This is a genomic window from Methylobacillus glycogenes JCM 2850, from assembly GCF_000617925.1.
Lineage (GTDB): Bacteria > Pseudomonadota > Gammaproteobacteria > Burkholderiales > Methylophilaceae > Methylobacillus > Methylobacillus glycogenes.
In genome coordinates, this window is record NZ_BAMT01000001.1 from 1 (window position 1) to 16,813 (window position 16,813).

Annotated in this window: 8 protein-coding genes and 3 pseudogenes; 7 read left to right on the forward strand and 4 right to left on the reverse strand. The window is 54.9% G+C overall.

Annotated features, from left to right (window positions below):
- Positions 1-127: 127 nt before the first annotated feature.
- The 5 genes and pseudogenes from JCM2850_RS15990 to JCM2850_RS00030 all read left to right on the forward strand — a co-directional run.
- Positions 128-1,435, forward strand: a pseudogene (locus JCM2850_RS15990) (efflux RND transporter periplasmic adaptor subunit); the annotation flags it as partial.
- A 47-nt stretch (positions 1,436-1,482) separates the two neighbouring features.
- A pseudogene (locus tag JCM2850_RS15995) lies at positions 1,483-4,565 on the forward strand (multidrug efflux RND transporter permease subunit).
- Positions 4,565-7,750, forward strand: a complete 3,186-nt coding sequence (locus JCM2850_RS00020; RefSeq protein ID WP_025869224.1) for an efflux RND transporter permease subunit — start codon at positions 4,565-4,567, stop codon at positions 7,748-7,750. Before JCM2850_RS15995 ends, JCM2850_RS00020 begins: the two are co-directional and overlap by 1 nt.
- A 65-nt stretch (positions 7,751-7,815) precedes the next feature.
- A pseudogene (locus JCM2850_RS16000) lies at positions 7,816-9,188 on the forward strand (efflux transporter outer membrane subunit).
- Positions 9,189-9,329: 141 nt separating this feature from the next.
- On the forward strand, positions 9,330-10,325 hold the full coding sequence (locus tag JCM2850_RS00030) for an alpha/beta hydrolase (protein ID WP_025869225.1): 996 nt from the start codon (positions 9,330-9,332) through the stop codon (positions 10,323-10,325).
- Positions 10,326-10,365: 40 nt separating this feature from the next.
- Here the strand turns inward: JCM2850_RS00030 and JCM2850_RS00035 are convergent, their stop codons facing one another.
- Positions 10,366-10,863, reverse strand: a complete 498-nt coding sequence (locus JCM2850_RS00035; RefSeq protein WP_025869227.1) for a hypothetical protein — start codon at positions 10,861-10,863, stop codon at positions 10,366-10,368.
- An 11-nt stretch (positions 10,864-10,874) separates the two neighbouring features.
- Positions 10,875-11,978: an ImmA/IrrE family metallo-endopeptidase gene (locus tag JCM2850_RS00040; RefSeq protein WP_025869228.1), complete on the reverse strand. Its 1,104-nt coding sequence runs from the start codon at positions 11,976-11,978 to the stop codon at positions 10,875-10,877.
- 544 nt (positions 11,979-12,522) lie between these two features.
- Here JCM2850_RS00040 and leuA point away from each other — a divergent pair.
- Complete coding sequence (gene leuA / locus JCM2850_RS00050) at positions 12,523-14,208, forward strand: 2-isopropylmalate synthase (protein ID WP_199898239.1); 1,686 nt, start codon at positions 12,523-12,525, stop codon at positions 14,206-14,208.
- A gap of 95 nt (positions 14,209-14,303) precedes the next feature.
- Here leuA and JCM2850_RS16005 read toward each other — a convergent pair whose 3' ends face one another.
- Together JCM2850_RS16005 and JCM2850_RS21695 are read right to left on the reverse strand one after the other, a co-directional pair.
- The gene (locus JCM2850_RS16005; RefSeq protein WP_199898217.1) at positions 14,304-15,299 is read right to left on the reverse strand and encodes a multidrug effflux MFS transporter; all 996 of its coding nucleotides are present in this window, start codon (positions 15,297-15,299) and stop codon (positions 14,304-14,306) included.
- The gene (locus tag JCM2850_RS21695) at positions 15,296-15,577 is read right to left on the reverse strand and encodes a hypothetical protein (RefSeq protein WP_199898218.1); all 282 of its coding nucleotides are present in this window, start codon (positions 15,575-15,577) and stop codon (positions 15,296-15,298) included. Before JCM2850_RS21695 ends, JCM2850_RS16005 begins: the two co-directional genes overlap by 4 nt.
- Before the next feature lie 187 nt (positions 15,578-15,764).
- Here JCM2850_RS21695 and JCM2850_RS16010 point away from each other — a divergent pair, with 187 nt between their 5' ends.
- Positions 15,765-16,808: a serine hydrolase gene (locus JCM2850_RS16010; protein ID WP_051525200.1), complete on the forward strand. Its 1,044-nt coding sequence runs from the start codon at positions 15,765-15,767 to the stop codon at positions 16,806-16,808.
- Positions 16,809-16,813: the final 5 nt, after the last annotated feature.

Here is a 16,813-nt window from a genome sequence, read left to right on the forward strand (position 1 = left end):
GGCGGCCGTGGCATGGGCGGCGGCCCTGGTGGGCCGGGTGGCCCGGGTGGTCGTCGTGGCATGTTTGGTGAAAGCATGCTGGTGAGCGTAGGCACGGCTAGCGAAGTACCGCTTTCGGGTACAGCTTGAGGCTGTGGGTACGGTGACTTCGCTCAATACCGTCAATGTCACAGCGCGGGTCGATGGTCAGCTCAGCAAGATTTTGTTTACCGAGGGGCAGGAAGTCAAAGCAGGTGATGTGCTGGCCGAGGTTGACCCCCGGCCTTATCTGGCGGCGCTTAAGCAGGCAGAGGGTGTGGTGAGCCAGTACAGCGCACAGTTGAAGAATGCCGAGATTGACCTCAGGCGTTATCAGGAGTTGCGCGACGAGGATTCGATAGCGATCCAGACTTTAGACACGCAAGCGGCTCTGGTACGTCAATATCAGGGCAATCTGGAAAATGCGCTAGGCCAGCTGGAAGCGGCCAAGCTTAATCTTGACTTCACCAAGGTGCGTGCGCCTATCAGTGGTCGCATTGGTTTGCGTCAGGTGGATCTGGGTAATCAGGTCACGGCCAATGCCACAACCCCGATTACCGTGCTGACCCAGACCCGGCCTATCAGTGTGGTATTCAGCCTGCCTGAGCAGCAGTTGAGCACTGTGCGCCAGCAACTCAAGCGTAATCCCGGCAAGTTGGTAGTAGAAGCGCTGGATAGGCAGCGTCAGCTGAAGCTGGCTTCTGGCGTGGTGGCCAGTCTGGATAACCAGATTGATACCAGCACTGGCACCTTCAAGTTGCGCGCGCGTTTTGATAATGCCGACGATAGCCTGTACCCCAATCAGTTCGTCAATGTGAAGCTGCATGCTGCCGAGCTGGGCAAGGCTTTGCTTATCCCCAGTGGCGCTTTGCAGCGTGATGATGAAGGCACGTATGTTTATGCGATAGACAGTGAAAAGAAGGTCAGCAAGCAGCGCGTCACCATAGGCATCAGTCAGGCTGAGCAGGTGGAGATACGCAAGGGCCTTAGTGCTGGGCAGCGCATTGTGATTGATGGCGTGGACAGGTTATCTGATGGCATGACGGTGCGCGTGGCGGGGGAGGATGACCATATTGCCCCCGGCGGCGCTGGCCAACGTGGTGGCTGGAAGCGCGGCGAAGGCAGGCCAGATGGAGAGCACAAAGGCCAAGGCCGACGTGGTGCCTGGGGCGAGGCCGCAGAGTCTGCGGCGCCTGCAGCCCAGGAGCAGGCACGTGCTGATCAAGCGCCTGCTGCTGCCGTGTCTGAGCAAGTGAAGTCATCATCAGCCGCTGAAGACTCAGCGCGCCAAGGTCGCCGCCAGGAGGGTGAGCGTGCACCGCGTGAACATGCGGGTGAGGGCCATGGTAGTCGCCAGCCTGGCGCTGATGGGGCAAGAAACGGCGCTGATGCGCAGGGCAGGGGCCAGCGTCCATGAATCCTTCACGGATCTTCATAGAGCGGCCGGTTGCTACCACGCTGCTCATGCTGGCCCTGCTGATCTCGGGCATACTGGCTTACCGCTTGCTGCCCGTGGCCTCGCTGCCCGAGGTTGAGTACCCGACAATTCAGGTCAAGACGCTCTACCCCGGTGCCAGCCCGGAAGTGATCAACGCCATGATCACAGCACCGCTGGAAAGCCAGCTGGGCAAGATTGCCGGGCTGGATGAAATGTCTTCCAGCAGTGCGGGTGGGGCTTCTGTCATTACCCTGCGTTTCAGCCTGCAAAGCAGCTTAGGCATTGCCGAGCAAGGCGTGCAGGCGGCGATTAATACCGCTTCTAATCTGCTGCCCAGTGACCTGCCTAGCCAGCCTATCTATAGCAAGGTTAACCCTGCCGATGTGGCGGTGCTGACGCTGGCTGTGACTTCGGATGCCTTGCCGCTGCCCAAGGTGCAGGATCTGGTGGATACCCGTATTGCACAAAAAATTGCGCAGATTTCTGGTGTTGGCATGGTCAGCATCAGCGGCGGGCAAAAGCCTGCAGTGCGCATCAGCGCCAACTCCACGGCGCTGGCTTCTTATGGCCTCAGCTGGAATCCATACGCACGGCAATCACCGCCAATAATCTCAATGGCTCCAAGGGTAGTTTCAATGGCGCTACGCGCTCAACCACCATTGATGCCAATGACCAGATGCGCAGTGCGGAGGAATACCGCAACCTGATTCTGAGCTATCAGAATGGCGCGCCAGTGCGGCTCAAGGATGTGGCCCAAGCTTATGATGGTGCCGAGAATGAATATCTGGCGGCCTGGGCTGATGACAGGCCTGCGGTGATCGTCAATATCCAGCGCCAGCCCGGTGCCAATGTCATAGACGTGGTGCAGCGCATACGCGAAATGCTGCCCGAGCTGGAAGAAAGCCTGCCCGAAAACGTTCAGGTGGCGATTTTGAGTGACCGCAGCAATACCATACAGGCCTCGGTCAAGGACACGCAGTTTGAGCTGTTCCTGGCGATAGGCCTGGTAGTGCTGGTGACTTTCCTCTTCCTGCAGGATGGCCGCGCCACACTGATTCCTTCTATCGCCGTGCCACTATCGCTGGTGGGCACGTTTGGCGTGATGTATATCGCGGGTTTCTCCATCAATAATTTAACGCTGATGGCGCTGACCATCGCCACTGGTTTTGTCATCGACGATGCCATTGTCATGTTGGAAAACATAGAGCGCTATATAGAGCAGGGTGATCACCCTCTGCAGGCCGCGCTCAAAGGCTCAAAGCAGATCAGTTTTACCATTATTTCGCTGACAATTTCGCTGATTGCAGTGCTGATCCCGCTGTTGTTCATGAGTGATATTGCCGGGCGGCTGTTCCGTGAGTTCGCGCTGACCTTGGCGATAGCCATTCTGGTTTCCATGCTGATCTCGCTGACCCTGACGCCCATGCTGTGCGCGCTATGGTTGCGCCATAAGCCCAAGCACGAGCAAGGCCGTTTTGCCCAGGGCGGTGCACGCATGATGGAAGCGGTGATTGCACGTTATGGCCGCGCGCTGAAGTGGGTGCTGGCGCATCAGGGGCTGACCTTGATCGTGGCGCTGGTCACCCTGGTGATTACCGCAGCACTGTATCTCTACCTGCCCAAAGGCTTTTTCCCTACGCAGGATACTGGCTTGATCCAGGGCATTAGCGAAGCCAGGCAGTCCGTGTCATTTGCCGCCATGAGCAAGCAGCAGCAGGCTTTGGCCAACATCATCAAGCAAGACCCAGCCGTGGAATCGGTATCGTCCTATGTTGGGGTAGATGGCACCAATGAGGCACTGAATACCGGACGTATGTTGATCAACCTCAAGCCGCATGCCGAGCGCGATGTGACAGCCAGCCAGGTGATAGACAGGCTTAAGGACGCCACGGCAGACCAGCCCGAGCTCAAGCTTTACCTGCAACCCGTGCAGGATTTGACCATAGAAGACAAATCCAGCCGCACGCAGTACCGCTATCTGCTGACCGACCCGGATATTGCCGTGTTGCAAGCGCAAATGCCGCGCGTGCTGGAAAAGCTGCGCCAGTTGCCGGAGATCAGTGATGTGGCCAGCGACCTGCAGGATCAGGGCTTGCAGGCTTATCTGGTGATAGACCGCGATAATGCTGCGCGTCTGGGTGTGAGCGTCTCCAGCATCAACGCCGTGCTCTATAACGCTTTTGGTCAGCGTCTGATCTCTACCATTTATACCCAGGCCAGCCAGTACCGCGTGGTGATGGAAGTGCCGCCTGGCTTCCGCAATGGCCCAGAGGCTTTGTCCAGCTTGTATGTGCCGGGTAGCGTGGTGGATAGCACAGGCACCACGGTGACCACCCAGGTGCCGCTGAATTCGCTGGTGCGGGTGGAAGAGCGCAATACCCTGCTTACCATCAACCATATCAGCCAGTTCCCGGCTGCCACCATCTCCTTCAACCTCAAGCAGGGCGTGGCCCTGGGTGATGCCGTGACGCAAATTCGCGCGGCAGTGGCGGAGTTGCAATTGCCTGCCAGCGTGCAGACGCGCTTCCAGGGGGCGGCTCTGGCGTTTGAGGCGTCTTTGTCCAATACCTTGTTGCTGATTCTGGCGGCGTTGCTCTGCATGTATATCGTCTTGGGCATACTTTACGAGAGCTTTATCCACCCGGTAACCATACTTTCCACGCTGCCTTCCGCTGCGGTGGGGGCCTTGCTGGCGCTGTGGCTGGCAGGTCAGGAGATAGGCATGGTGGCCATCATAGGCATCATCCTCTTGATTGGTATCGTTAAGAAAAACGCCATCATGATGATAGATTTTGCCCTGGCGGCAGAGCGCGAGCAGGGCATGAAGCCTGTGGATGCAATTTACCAAGCTTGTTTGCTGCGCTTCCGTCCCATTTTGATGACCACCATGGCAGCCCTGTTTGGTGCCTTGCCGCTGATGTTTGCGCATGGTGCTGGCGCAGAGCTGCGTCAGCCGCTGGGTATCACCATGGTAGGTGGCCTGTTGCTGTCGCAATTGCTGACTATCTTTACCACGCCCGTGATTTACCTGATGTTCGACCGTCTGGCACAAAGACGTATGCGCAAGGTACAAACCCGCATCAATGATGCCGACGAGGAACTGGCCTGATGAAACGGGTGCTGTCCTTTTCGCAGTTGAAACCAGCTGAACGCGGGCCTTCCTCGCTGTTTATCTTGCGCCCGGTGATGACCTGGTTGGTAGCCTTTGCCATGATGCTGGCAGGCTGGATAGCCTTTGGTTTTCTGCCAGTGGCCCCCTTGCCGCAAGTGGATTTTCCCACTATTTCGGTGACGGCTTCGCTGGCGGGCACCAGCCCGGAAGCCATGGCCTCCTCGGTAACCACGCCGCTGGAGCGTAGCCTGGGGCGGATTTCCGGCATTACCGAAATGAGCTCTTCCAGCTCGCTGGGTAGTGCCAATATCACCCTGCAGTTTGATCTGGAAAAAGACATCAACGTCGCCGCGCGGGAAGTGCAGGCCGCTATCAATGCTGCTGCAGGCATGCTGCCTTCTGGCATGCCTTCACGCCCCAGCTACCGCAAAATGAACCCGGCGGACATGCCCAGCATGGTGCTGACCATGACCTCCAAGACCAAGAGTATGGGTGAGCTTTATGACCTGGCCTCGAATATGGTCACGCGCAAGATTTCGCAGGTGCAGGGCGTAAGCCAGGTCAATGTGGCGGGCAGTGCTTTGCCTGCGGTGCGCGTGGATATCAACCCCGATGCCTTGAGCCAGCAGGGCCTGGCTTTGGATGATGTGCGCAATGTGATCAGTGCTGCCAATGGCAACAGCCCCAAGGGTTATATCCAAAACGATGAATATAGCTGGCAGGTGGATGCCAATGACAGATTGCTGCGCGCCAAGGATTACCGCAGCCTGATCATTACCAGCAAGCAGGGCGCGGTGACGCGCTTGAGTGATGTAGCCAGGGTTTATGACTCAGTGGAAGACATACGCAATGTTGGCTTCCACAATAATCAGCGTGCCATTTTGCTGATGGTGAGCCGTGAATCTGGTGCCAATATCATTGAGATGATAGACAAGATACGCGCCGAGCTGCCCAGCCTGCAAGCCAGCCTGGGCGATGAAATCAAGCTCACCGTGGTGGAAGACAGAAGCCCGAATATCCGAGCCTCGCTGCACGAGGCCGAGCTGACGTTGGCAATTGCGGTGGGGCTGGTGATTCTGGTGGTGTTTTTGTTTCTGCGTAATGGCAGAGCCACGCTGATTCCGGCGCTGGCGGTGCCTGTGTCGCTGATCTCTACCTTTGCGGCCATGTATCTCTGCGGTTACTCGCTGAATAACCTCACCTTGATGGCCTTGATTATCTCCACAGGCTTTGTAGTGGATGATGCGATTGTGGTGGTAGAGCATATCAGCAAGCGCATAGAGCATGGCGAGGCACCACTGCGCGCGGCTTTGCGCGGTGCGCGTGAAGTCGGTTTTACCGTGGTCTCCATGAGTTTGTCACTGGTGGCGGTGTTTATTCCGCTGTTGTTCATGGCGGAGATTACCGGGCGTTTGTTCCGCGAATTTGCTGTCACTTTGTCGGTGGCCATCATGATCTCGCTGTTTGTCTCATTGACGCTGACGCCCATGCTTTGCGCTTATTTATTAAGGCGCAAGGATGCAGCAGCGGTGGAAGGTGATGTCGTCGAGGATGATGCAGTCCGGGTGAAAACCACACCACGCCAGGGTGTGTTTCAGCGTGTACTCAATGGCTACAGGCGTAGCCTGGCATGGGCGCTCAATCACTCCGGGCTGATGCTGGTGATTCTGTTGTTTACGATTGCGGTCAATGTTTACCTCTATATCGCCATTCCCAAGGGGATGTTCCCAGATCAGGATACTGGCCGATTGTTTGGTATGGCGCGTGCCGACCAGGGCGTTTCTTTCAATGAGTTGCAGAAAAAGCTGGAGGCTTTCCGCACTATTCTGCTGGATGACCCCGCGGTGGATCAGGTGATGGGCATGTCTGGCGGTGGCCGTGGGCCGGGTGCCTCCAGCAATTCTGGCAATTTCATCATTATCCTCAAGGATATACACCAGCGTGAACCTGCCGAGGAAGTCATCGCCAGATTGCGCCCCAAGCTGGCGCAGGTGTCTGGCGGTTCGATTTTCCTCGTTAATATGCAGGATTTGCGCGTGGGCGGCCGTTCCAGTGACTCCAGCTACCAGATGACGCTCAAGAGTGATGACGTCAAGTCACTACGCTCCTGGGAGGGCAAGGTGCTGGACAAGATGCAGACCGTGCCTGAGATCACAGATGTCAGCGGTGGCGGCCGCAGCCGCACGGTGCAGGTTTATCTGGAAGTGGATAGGGATGCAGCGCTGCGTCTGGGCGTGGATGTGCAGATGATCATCAATCTCCTGAACAACTCCTACGCGCAAAGGCAGATTTCAACCATCTATCAAGAGCAGAACCAATACCGCGTGGTGATGGGCGTGGCCGATCAATATATGCAAAGCCCGGATATTCTCTCCACCTTGTATGTGGTGAGCGGCGCTGGTGCGCGCATTCCGCTTTCTAGCCTGGTCAAGCTTGGCTATAGCGCCTCCAGACCTTCGGTGCAGCATGAAGGGCAGTTTGCCTCCATTACTTACTCCTTCAACCTGCCGGAAGGCGGCAATCTGGACAATGCCAAGCAGCAGATACGCGCAGCGTTGGCCGACCTCAAAATGCCGCTCAATGTGCAAGCCACCTTCTCTGGCACCGCAGGTGCGCAGGACAAGGTGCTGAAGCAGATGCCCTGGCTCATCCTTGCCGCGCTGGTGTCTGTCTACATTGTGCTGGGCATGCTGTACGAGAGTTATGTGCACCCGCTGACCATACTTTCCACCCTGCCTTCGGCGGGAGTAGGCGCATTGCTGGCCTTGATTCTGTTTGATACGCCGCTGACGCTGATTGCCTTGATTGGCATTATTCTGCTGATAGGCATAGTGAAAAAGAACGCCATTCTGATGATTGATTTTGCGCTGGCCGCCGAGCGCGAGCAGGGCCTGCCACCCTATGAGGCCATCATGGAAGCCTGCATGCAGCGCCTGCGTCCTATTTTGATGACCACCATGGCCGCGCTATTGGGCGCGCTGCCATTGATTTTTGGCACCGACGGCGATGCACCGCTACGCCGTCCGCTGGGTATCGCCATTGTTGGTGGCTTGCTCTTGAGCCAGTTGCTAACGTTGTATACCACCCCGGTGATTTATTTATATCTGGATCGTTTACGTCATTGGGTGTTGCACAAGCGCAGCGCCCGCCGTGACCGCACTTTGTTGGAGAATTTGCAATGAGACCCTCTGCCAAGCTTGGAATGACTGGCTTGCCGGTGCTTTTGGCGTTGTTATTATCGGCCTGCATGGTCGGCCCGGATTATCAGCGCCCCACGGCGGCGGTGCCCACCGATTTTAAGCATGTGGAAGGCTGGAGTGTGGCCGCACCCGCTGATGAGCACCCCAAGGGCGCATGGTGGGAAGGCTATGGCGATGCTGAGCTCAATGGCCTGATAGCACGGCTGAACACCAGCAACCAGACTGTGGCCCAGTATGAGGCGCAATACCGCCAGGCCTTTGCCCTGGCGCAAAGTGCGCGTGGCGCATTGTTCCCGCAGCTTTCCACCACGGTAGGCAAGACCCGTGCAGGCCAGGGGGCGGGCAGCTCAACCTCCAGCCAGGCCGTGCAGGTTTCCGGCATACGCACCACCTATACCGCCACCCTCAACGCCAGCTGGGAGCTGGATATCTGGGGCAGCTGCGCCGCACCCTGGAGGCCAACCGCGCCAGTGCTGATGCCAGCTTGGCAACACTGGCCGCCATGCGTCTCAGCATGCAGTCTGAGCTGGCGCAGAATTACCTGCAGCTACGCGTGATGGATCAGCAAAAACGTCTGCTGACCGAGACTGTAGATACCTACAAGCGTGTACTGCAATTGACGGAAAGCCAGTACAAGCGCGGCATCATTGCCAGTGCTGACGTGGCCACTGCCACTACCCAGGTGAAGAATGCCGAAGCCGAGCTGGTGGATTTGGTCTGGCAGCGCGCGCAACTGGAAAACGCCATTGCCGTGCTGATGGGCGAAGCCCCGGCTAATTTCTCGCTGGCGGATAACGGCAGCTTGCCCAGAATCCCCGCTGTGCCCATGAGCGTGCCTAGCCAGTTGCTGGAGCGCAGGCCAGATGTAGCGGCCGCAGAGCGCTCGGTGATGGCGGCCAATGCCCAGATCGGCGTAGCCAAGGCTGCTTACTTCCCCAGCCTCAACCTCAATGCCGCAGGTGGTTATCGCAGCAGCACGCTATCGGACTGGCTGACCCTGCCCAATCGTTATTGGTCGGTAGGCCCGCAACTGGCCATGACCTTGTTTGATGGTGGCCAGATCAAATTTGGCGTGATAGGTGCCGAGGCCAGTTACGATGCCTCGGTGGCAACCTACAGGCAAACCGTGCTTACTGCCTTGCAAGAGGTGGAGAATTATCTGGTGACCCTGCATACCCTGAGCGAAGAAGCCGTATTGCGCGAAGAAGCGGTAGCGGCCTCACGCAAGGCGCTACAGCAATACACCAACCAATATCGCGTGGGCCTGATTGGCTTTCTTGATGTAGTCACCGCACAAACCACTGCCCTCAACAGCGCGCGTACCTTGCTGACCTTGCAGCAGACACAGTTGATCAACAGTGTGCAATTGATTGCAGCGCTGGGTGGCGAATGGGAAGGGCTGCCCCAAAATAAAAATTAGACAAAAAAGTAGATAAAAGCTAAGACTTGGAAAGCGTCTCTCAATGCTGTCCTACAGCTGCCTCAGTCAACCACTGACAGACAGCGCATAAGACCAGCCAGCAGAATAGGAATATCTTACCGATTCTGCTGGAGTGGTCTCATGAACATCCTCAGCCCCATCATCAATACTTTCAGTTCGCCCGCCAATCAGTACAGCGGCATGGAGCCGCAGACACGGGCCTTGCTCGAAAAATTGGCGGCCAGTGATAGCACCCCGGTCAATAAGTTATCGCCAGAAGAGGCGCGCAAGGTGCTGCAAACCTTGCAGGCCAGCGTGGAGGTTGACACCAGCAATATAGAAATCACCGAGCGTGAAGTGGCAATTGAAAGCCACTCTATCCATTTGACTGTGGTACGTCCTAGTGAAAGTACTTTTCCGCCTCCGGTGATCATGTTCTTCCACGGTGGTGGCTGGGTGCTGGGTGATTTTGAGACCCATAAACGCTTGGTGAGGGATCTCAGCCTTGCGGCTAATGCTGCAGTGGTGTTTGTCGATTACACCTTGTCGCCCGAAGCCAGTTACCCTACTGCGGCCATTGAATGTTATCTGGCCACACAATGGGTAGCACAACATGGTGCCGAAATAGGCGTGGACGGCAGTCGTCTGGTGGCGGCGGGCAATAGCGCTGGCGGCAATATCGCCACCGTAGTCTGCCTCATGGCCAAAGAAAAACGCGAGCCACTGATCCGTCACCAGACCTTGTTCTGGCCAGTCACCGATGCGAAATTTAATACAGAGTCGTATCAGAAATTTGAAAACGGCTATTTCCTCACGCGCGACATGATGACCTGGTTCTGGGATCACTATCTCGACAATGAAGAAAGCCGCCGCGAGGTGTATGCCTCACCACTGAATGCCACCATAGAGCAACTCACTGACTTACCCCCTGCCTTGATACAAACTGCAGAGTTTGATGTGCTGCGCGATGAAGGCGAGGCCTACGGCCAGATGCTGACCGATGCGGGAGTCAGCGTGACTTGTACACGCTATCTGGGGGCTATTCATGATTTTGGCTTGCTTAACCCCTTGGCTGAAACACCGCAGGCACATGCTGCCATTCAGCAGGCGGCCAGTGAAATCAGAAAATATATTTAAGCCATGGTGTTAATCACGGGAAGATTGCTTGTTGGTGAACTTAAAGCAAATTCTTGAGCCTGGCCTGGCTTAACCAAGCTTCCGTGTAATTATTTTTCAATGGGTTTTTTGACCTGTGTTTCAGGTGTTTAAGCATAGACTCAAGCGAGACCAATCGGTCTTGCCAACCTTGCTGACTCATATATCGCACTGCAGCCAAATCCGGACTGTTCAAATACCACACGGGTTGTTTTAGTGACTGGGCGTAAATGATTAATGCCTTTTCCCCGTCATCCAGACCAACTTCCCCCACTTCCAAATCAAACGCGATCACACGTGATGTTTCTATTGACTCTATGTGAGCAAAGCTTGATTTTAATTCATTGATTTCAATAAGCTGCTCTGGATTTCTATTTTGAAATCCGGTTTGGGTCTCTTCAATGACTTTACTCACAGTGTGCAGCTGGAAGTGGTGGCTCAGAGGTTTCCAGCAAACTGCGCGATGAGCTTCAATGATGACATTGGTGTCGATGAGGACAATATCACCCGGCTTGAACAATTTTTTATGCCTTACAAATCAAAGGGGGGAGCTAATTCATAACTTAAAAACACACTTTGTAATTCATCAATAGTCATTTGCAGGTGATTGGCCACTTTTCTCACTGACATGGTGCCGTTTTCTAAAGCCCAATGTATTCGATCAACAAATTGTTTGCTGAATAAAAGAGGAGTCTCTTCTCGAATTACTGATTTGATTTCTGCATCCTCAATGCGCTCGGCCTGTAATTGAGTGAGATAACCCATGGATTTCAATCTCCACTTCATCGCTGAGCCACTGACTTTGAAATGGCTGGCAGCATCTTTGATCCATTGAGTATTACCTGTCTCAGCCAAACCCACTTGCTGTATATATTTCAACAAGCAATCTTCTGGAATCAGTAGTCCGGCTGCAAAAGCATCAGCAAGCTGCTCAACCTTTGGCTTTTTTCCTCTGAATTCCGATTCCTCAACGTGTTCAGGGGGCATGGAATGCCAAGTCAATAAATGAAAAAATTCATGCGCCAGGTCAAAATTTCTGCGTGCAGCAACTTCTCTGCGGTTAATCATGATGGTATTGAGCGGGCCTAACTTGCATGCAGCACCGGAAATGTTGGCGGTGATGTCTAGATGCAGGATCAGAATATCCAGTTTCTCTGTCAATACATTAGCCAGTTTTTGCGCAGGGATGTCACCCAGGCCTAATGCATGAGCGATAGCACTCCCTTCGCGATATGCGTCGTCAGTAGAGGAGTGCGTATTGATATCAATCTGGGTTAAGGATGAATTAACGGCAGCCTGGTTTAGCCTACCAAGATGACGATAGAGGGCGATCCATTTTCCGGCAGTGTTCTCGAAATTTTCAATCGTGGCTGCTTCGCAACTTGCAGATTTACGCCAGGAAAATTTTGCTTCACCAGCGAGCTCAAGAGGGTCAGTGAAGTAGCTGTGCGCTACATTAAAAAAACGTGCCGCAGCAAGTAATTCATCGGGTTTGATAGCACGATTACCCGCTTCCAGTTCAGAAAGGCTTTGTCTGTTGCTGATGCCCATCGCAGCGGATAAGTCCTCCTGACTGATGTTGCGTGACTCACGCAAGTCTTTCAGCCGCTTTCTCGCTACGGTGTGCACTTCCATGATGGTCTCCCTAATAACCAGATAATTCTATCTTGCATTTCTGTGATTTGCAAGATTGGTGTACGTTTGTACAGTGCATGTTTCGGATAATGTATATGCAGCGTTGTAAAAGCGTTAGCTGCTTAAAGTGTTGATGGTGGCTTGCTTGTACAAGCTGGACTAGGTTTGATAGCCAGTAGGTTTGACAGGCGGTAGGTTTGACAGCAACAAGTGCTTGTGTTTATCATTCGGTCATCATGCAAATCCAGCAAACCGCATTGTCCCTCTCCCTACAAGCTCTTCTGAGCCTGGGTTTGCTGCTGCGCCTGGCGCACATCTAATCTCACTCCTCCTGCTAGTTTTACCTGTGTCCCACAAGTGGGATATTTAGCCTTGTAGCGACCCGATTTTTTAAGAGATGTGTCATGGTGTTGAGCCTGTTGCAAACCAATCTAGAACTCAGAAAACCCTTTCGACTGCTGTGCGGTTGTCAGGCCTTGCGTCCCGGTAGCCTGTCAGCCCCTCATGCCGAACTTGTCCAGAATTTTGAGAGCATAAAGCCATGATGTTAAAGAACCCCAGCACCAAGTATCAGCCGTTTACCCCTATCAATTTGCCGCAGCGCCGCTGGCCGGGCAATGTGATCAGCCAGGCCCCGATCTGGATGAGTACCGATCTGCGCGATGGCAATCAGGCGCTGTTTGAGCCCATGAACGCCGAGCGCAAGATGCGCATGTTCAAGATGCTGGTCGAGATTGGCTTCAAGGAAATTGAAGTGGCTTTCCCCTCGGCCTCACAAACCGATTTTGATTTTGTGCGTAACCTGATTGAGAACGGCCATATTCCTGATGACGTGACAATAGAAGTATTGACCCAGGCCCGCGAAGACCTGATCCGTCGTACCTTTGAGTCCTTGCGTGGTGCGCGCCGCGCGATTGTGCATGTTTACAATGCCACCGCCCCAGAATTCCGCCGTATTGTCTTCAAGACCGATCAGCCTGGTGTAAAAAAGATTGCCATGGACAGTGCACGCCTGATCAAGCAACTCGCCGACGAGCGCCCGGAAACCGAATGGGTATTCCAGTACAGCCCGGAAACCTTTACCGCCACCGAGCTGGATTTTGCCAAGGAAGTCTGTGATGCCGTCACCGAAATCTGGCAAGCCAATGCTGAGCGTAAAGTTATCCTCAATCTCCCCGCCACCGTGGAAGTAGGTACGCCGAATTTCTATGCCGATCAGATAGAGTGGATGCATACCAATCTGGCGCGTCGTGAGGGTGTGATACTCAGCGTGCATCCGCACAACGACAGAGGCACAGCCGTGGCTGCCGCCGAACTGGCGGTAATGGCAGGTGCAGACCGAATCGAAGGCTGTTTGTTTGGCCATGGGGAACGTACTGGCAATGTAGACCTTGTCAGCCTGGCGCTTAACCTCTATACCCAGGGTGTAGACCCCGGCCTGGATTTCTCCAATATCAATGCGATTGCACGTACGGTAGAAGACTGCACGCAATTGCCCGTGCATCCGCGTCACCCATATGCGGGTGATCTGGTATTCACGGCCTTCTCAGGCTCGCATCAGGATGCCATCAAGAAAGGCTTTGCCGTACAAGACCCGGCAGGCATCTGGGAAGTACCGTATTTGCCTATAGACCCGCATGATGTAGGCCGTACCTATGACTCCATCATTCGCGTCAACAGCCAGTCGGGCAAAGGCGGTATTGCTTATTTGCTGGAAACCGCCTATGGCCTGGCCATGCCCAGACGCATGCAGGTGGAGTTCAGCGGCGCGGTGCAGCGCCTCACCGATGCCACCGGGCAGGAAGTCAGTGCCGACGGTATTTGGAATTTGTTCCAGCAGGAGTACATCCATGCTGATCAGGTGATGCAATATCAATCCCACACTCTGAGCGAGCAGAATGGCAAGCAGCAGATACGTTTGCAGGCCTTGATCAAGGGTGAGGCTGTGGTGCTGGAAGGCGAGGGCAATGGGCCGATTGATGCCTTGGTGCAGGCTTTTGGTCAGCGCCTGAGTGTGCATGATTACGAAGAGCGTGCCATGGGGGCGGGGGCCAATGCCCAGGCGGTGGCGTTTGCCGAGCTGGGGTATGCTGGTCAGCCGGGCACTTTGTATGGTGCAGGCATAGACGATAACTTGGTGACTGCTTCTATATTGGCGGTGATTAGTGGTATTAATCGCTTGTATGCGCGATTGCCTGAGCAGGAACAACAGGCTTTGTTTGCACGTTGATAGTCACTTTTAGGTCAGGTAGTACTGACCTGATCTAGACCATGAAAAAGCCCCTTTGCTGGGGCTTTTTCATGGAAGTAACAAACCAACAGTGATTACTTCGGCAAGGAGCGCAAGATGAGCAATCTATGCGCCAGCCATGCGCCTATGCCACAGATAGCCATCACCATGACCATGGGGAAGGTAGTGCCATCGTGCAGCAGGTTGACGAAAAACCCTGATAGCGTGGCCAGGCAGAATTGCAGTGATCCCATAAGCGCAGAGGCGGTGCCTGCCTGCTGGCCGTGGGTGGCCAGGGTGGCCGCACTGGAGTTGGGGCCTATATAGCCTATGCTGGCAACAAAGCAGAAGATGCCGACCAGCAGCAAGGGCAGGCTGATATGCCCAGTCAATGAGCCTGCCAGCAGAATCAAACCTATGGTGGCAGGCAGCCAGAGTGCGCGGCATAGCAGCACGGTGACATCGTGTTTTTTCAGGCGCCAGGCGTTGATCTGGCTAAAGATAATCAGGCCAGCGGCATTACAGCCAAAAATCCAGCCGTAGTGATGCGCGGGGATTTGGTAATACTCGATAAAGACAAAAGGCGAACCCGCGATATAGGCAAACATGCCTGCCCGTGCCAGGCCGCCGCTCAGGGTATAGCCTATGAATTTTCTGTCTACCAGCAGCCTGCCGTAATTGAGCAGCACCTGAGAAAACACCAGCGCTGGCTGATGCCGACTATCGTGGGTTTCTTCCAGCCAGAAATAGGTGGCTGCCAGCCCCAGGCTGCCCACCAGTGCCAGCGTAATAAACAGGGCGCGCCAATCAAACAAGGTCACTATCCAGCCGCCTATCAAGGGCGCCAGAATAGGCGCAATGCCCATGATCAGGATCAGCATGGAAAGCGCGCGTGCCGCATCATTGGCGCTACAGCGATCCCTCACCACCGCCAGGGTTACCACCACCCCGGCACAGCCGCCCAGTGCTTGCAGAAAACGCCATAACACCAGCTCGGGAATACTGCCCGCCATGGCGCAGCCTAAGGAGGCAACGATATAGATGGCCAGCCCTATCATCAGCGGTTGACGTCTACCAAAGCGATCACTCAAGGCCCATAGAACAGCTGGCCCAGTGCCATGCCTATGAAGTAGCTCGCCAGTGTCAGTTCTGCACTGCCAGGCTTGCCCAGCAGGCTGCGCTCTATGGCGGGGAAGCCTGGCAGATACATATCTATTGAGAGTGGGGCCAGCCCGGTGAGTGCGCCCAGCAGCAATAACCAGCCGCTCAGCAGGGATAGCTCGCTGGATTTTTCTTTGGCCTGGGAATGCGGCGCGTTGGACATGGCGGTTTCAACTTGTTCTTCGACTTGGGATAGTAAAGCCGACATGGCGGCTTTACAACCGCACGCCGCATAAATACTGCGGTTACAAGCACAGCCATGGCAGATTTTGACCGCTAGAGAAAGCCGCTCCCAAGCTCATGTCAAGCCTTGGAATGCGCTTGGTTTATGCTTATTGTTGCGTTTGCCTGCTTGCGGTTAACCTCAAAAATCCCATTATTTGAGGAGCATAAACATGGCGGGTAATCGCTTTCCAGAATTATGGCAGCAGCGCATGGAGCGCGAGTTGCAGACCAGCGTGGATAACGGCTTGGCTGGGGCTGTGCTGCATTATGGTGATCTCAATGGCATGATCTATGAGCGCGCTTTTGGTTACCAGCGCCGCTATAACCAGACCGCATTGATGCCTGTGCCTGAGCCCATGCGCAGCAACACTATTTTTGATCTGGCTTCACTCAGCAAGATATTCGCCACTTTGCTGGCTCTGCATAGGCTGGTGGATAGCAAGACCCTCACCCTGGACGATACCGCAGCGCGCTACCTGCCGGGGTTTGATACCTCAGAAAAGCGTGACTTGTGCCTGCGCGATTTCCTCGGCCACAACGCTGGCTTTCCCGGCAGCTTTCATTTTTATGATCCGGCACAATCTGGGGCCGCCATGTATTCACAAGACCGGGCACGTACGCTGGCGTTGCTAGGGCAGGTGCCCCTAATTAATCCACCGCGCACGCATACGCTGTATAGCGATCTTGATTTTCTCACCCTGGGCGCTGTGATTGAGGCTGTGACCGGGCTGCGGCTAGACCATTATCTGGCAACAGAAATCTATACGCCGCTGGGCTTGCAGGATATTGGCTATAAGCTACTGGAGCCTGACGCTGTAGCCAGTAGTCATGTCGGTAGTCATGTCAATAATCGTGCCATCACTGACTTTTCCGCGACTGAGCGCTGTGGCAACACGCGCGATGGCCATGTGAGTTTTCCCAATATCCGCACCAATACGCTGCAAGGCCAAGTGCACGATGAGCTGAGCTTTTATTCCATGGGCCAGGTGTCCGGCCACGCCGGGCTGTTCTCCACTGCGCATGATTTAGGCGTGCTATGCCGATTGCTGCTTAACGGCGGCAGCCTTGGTAGCTATACCCTGTGTTCACCACAAACCGTGGCGCTGTTCCGTCAGACTTTCAATCTTGATCAAACCTATGCACTGGGCTGGGAGTTGATCACTCCAGCCACTTCCTTGATTTTTGGCTTGCTGGCACCCCAGGCCAGCAAGTAGGGGAT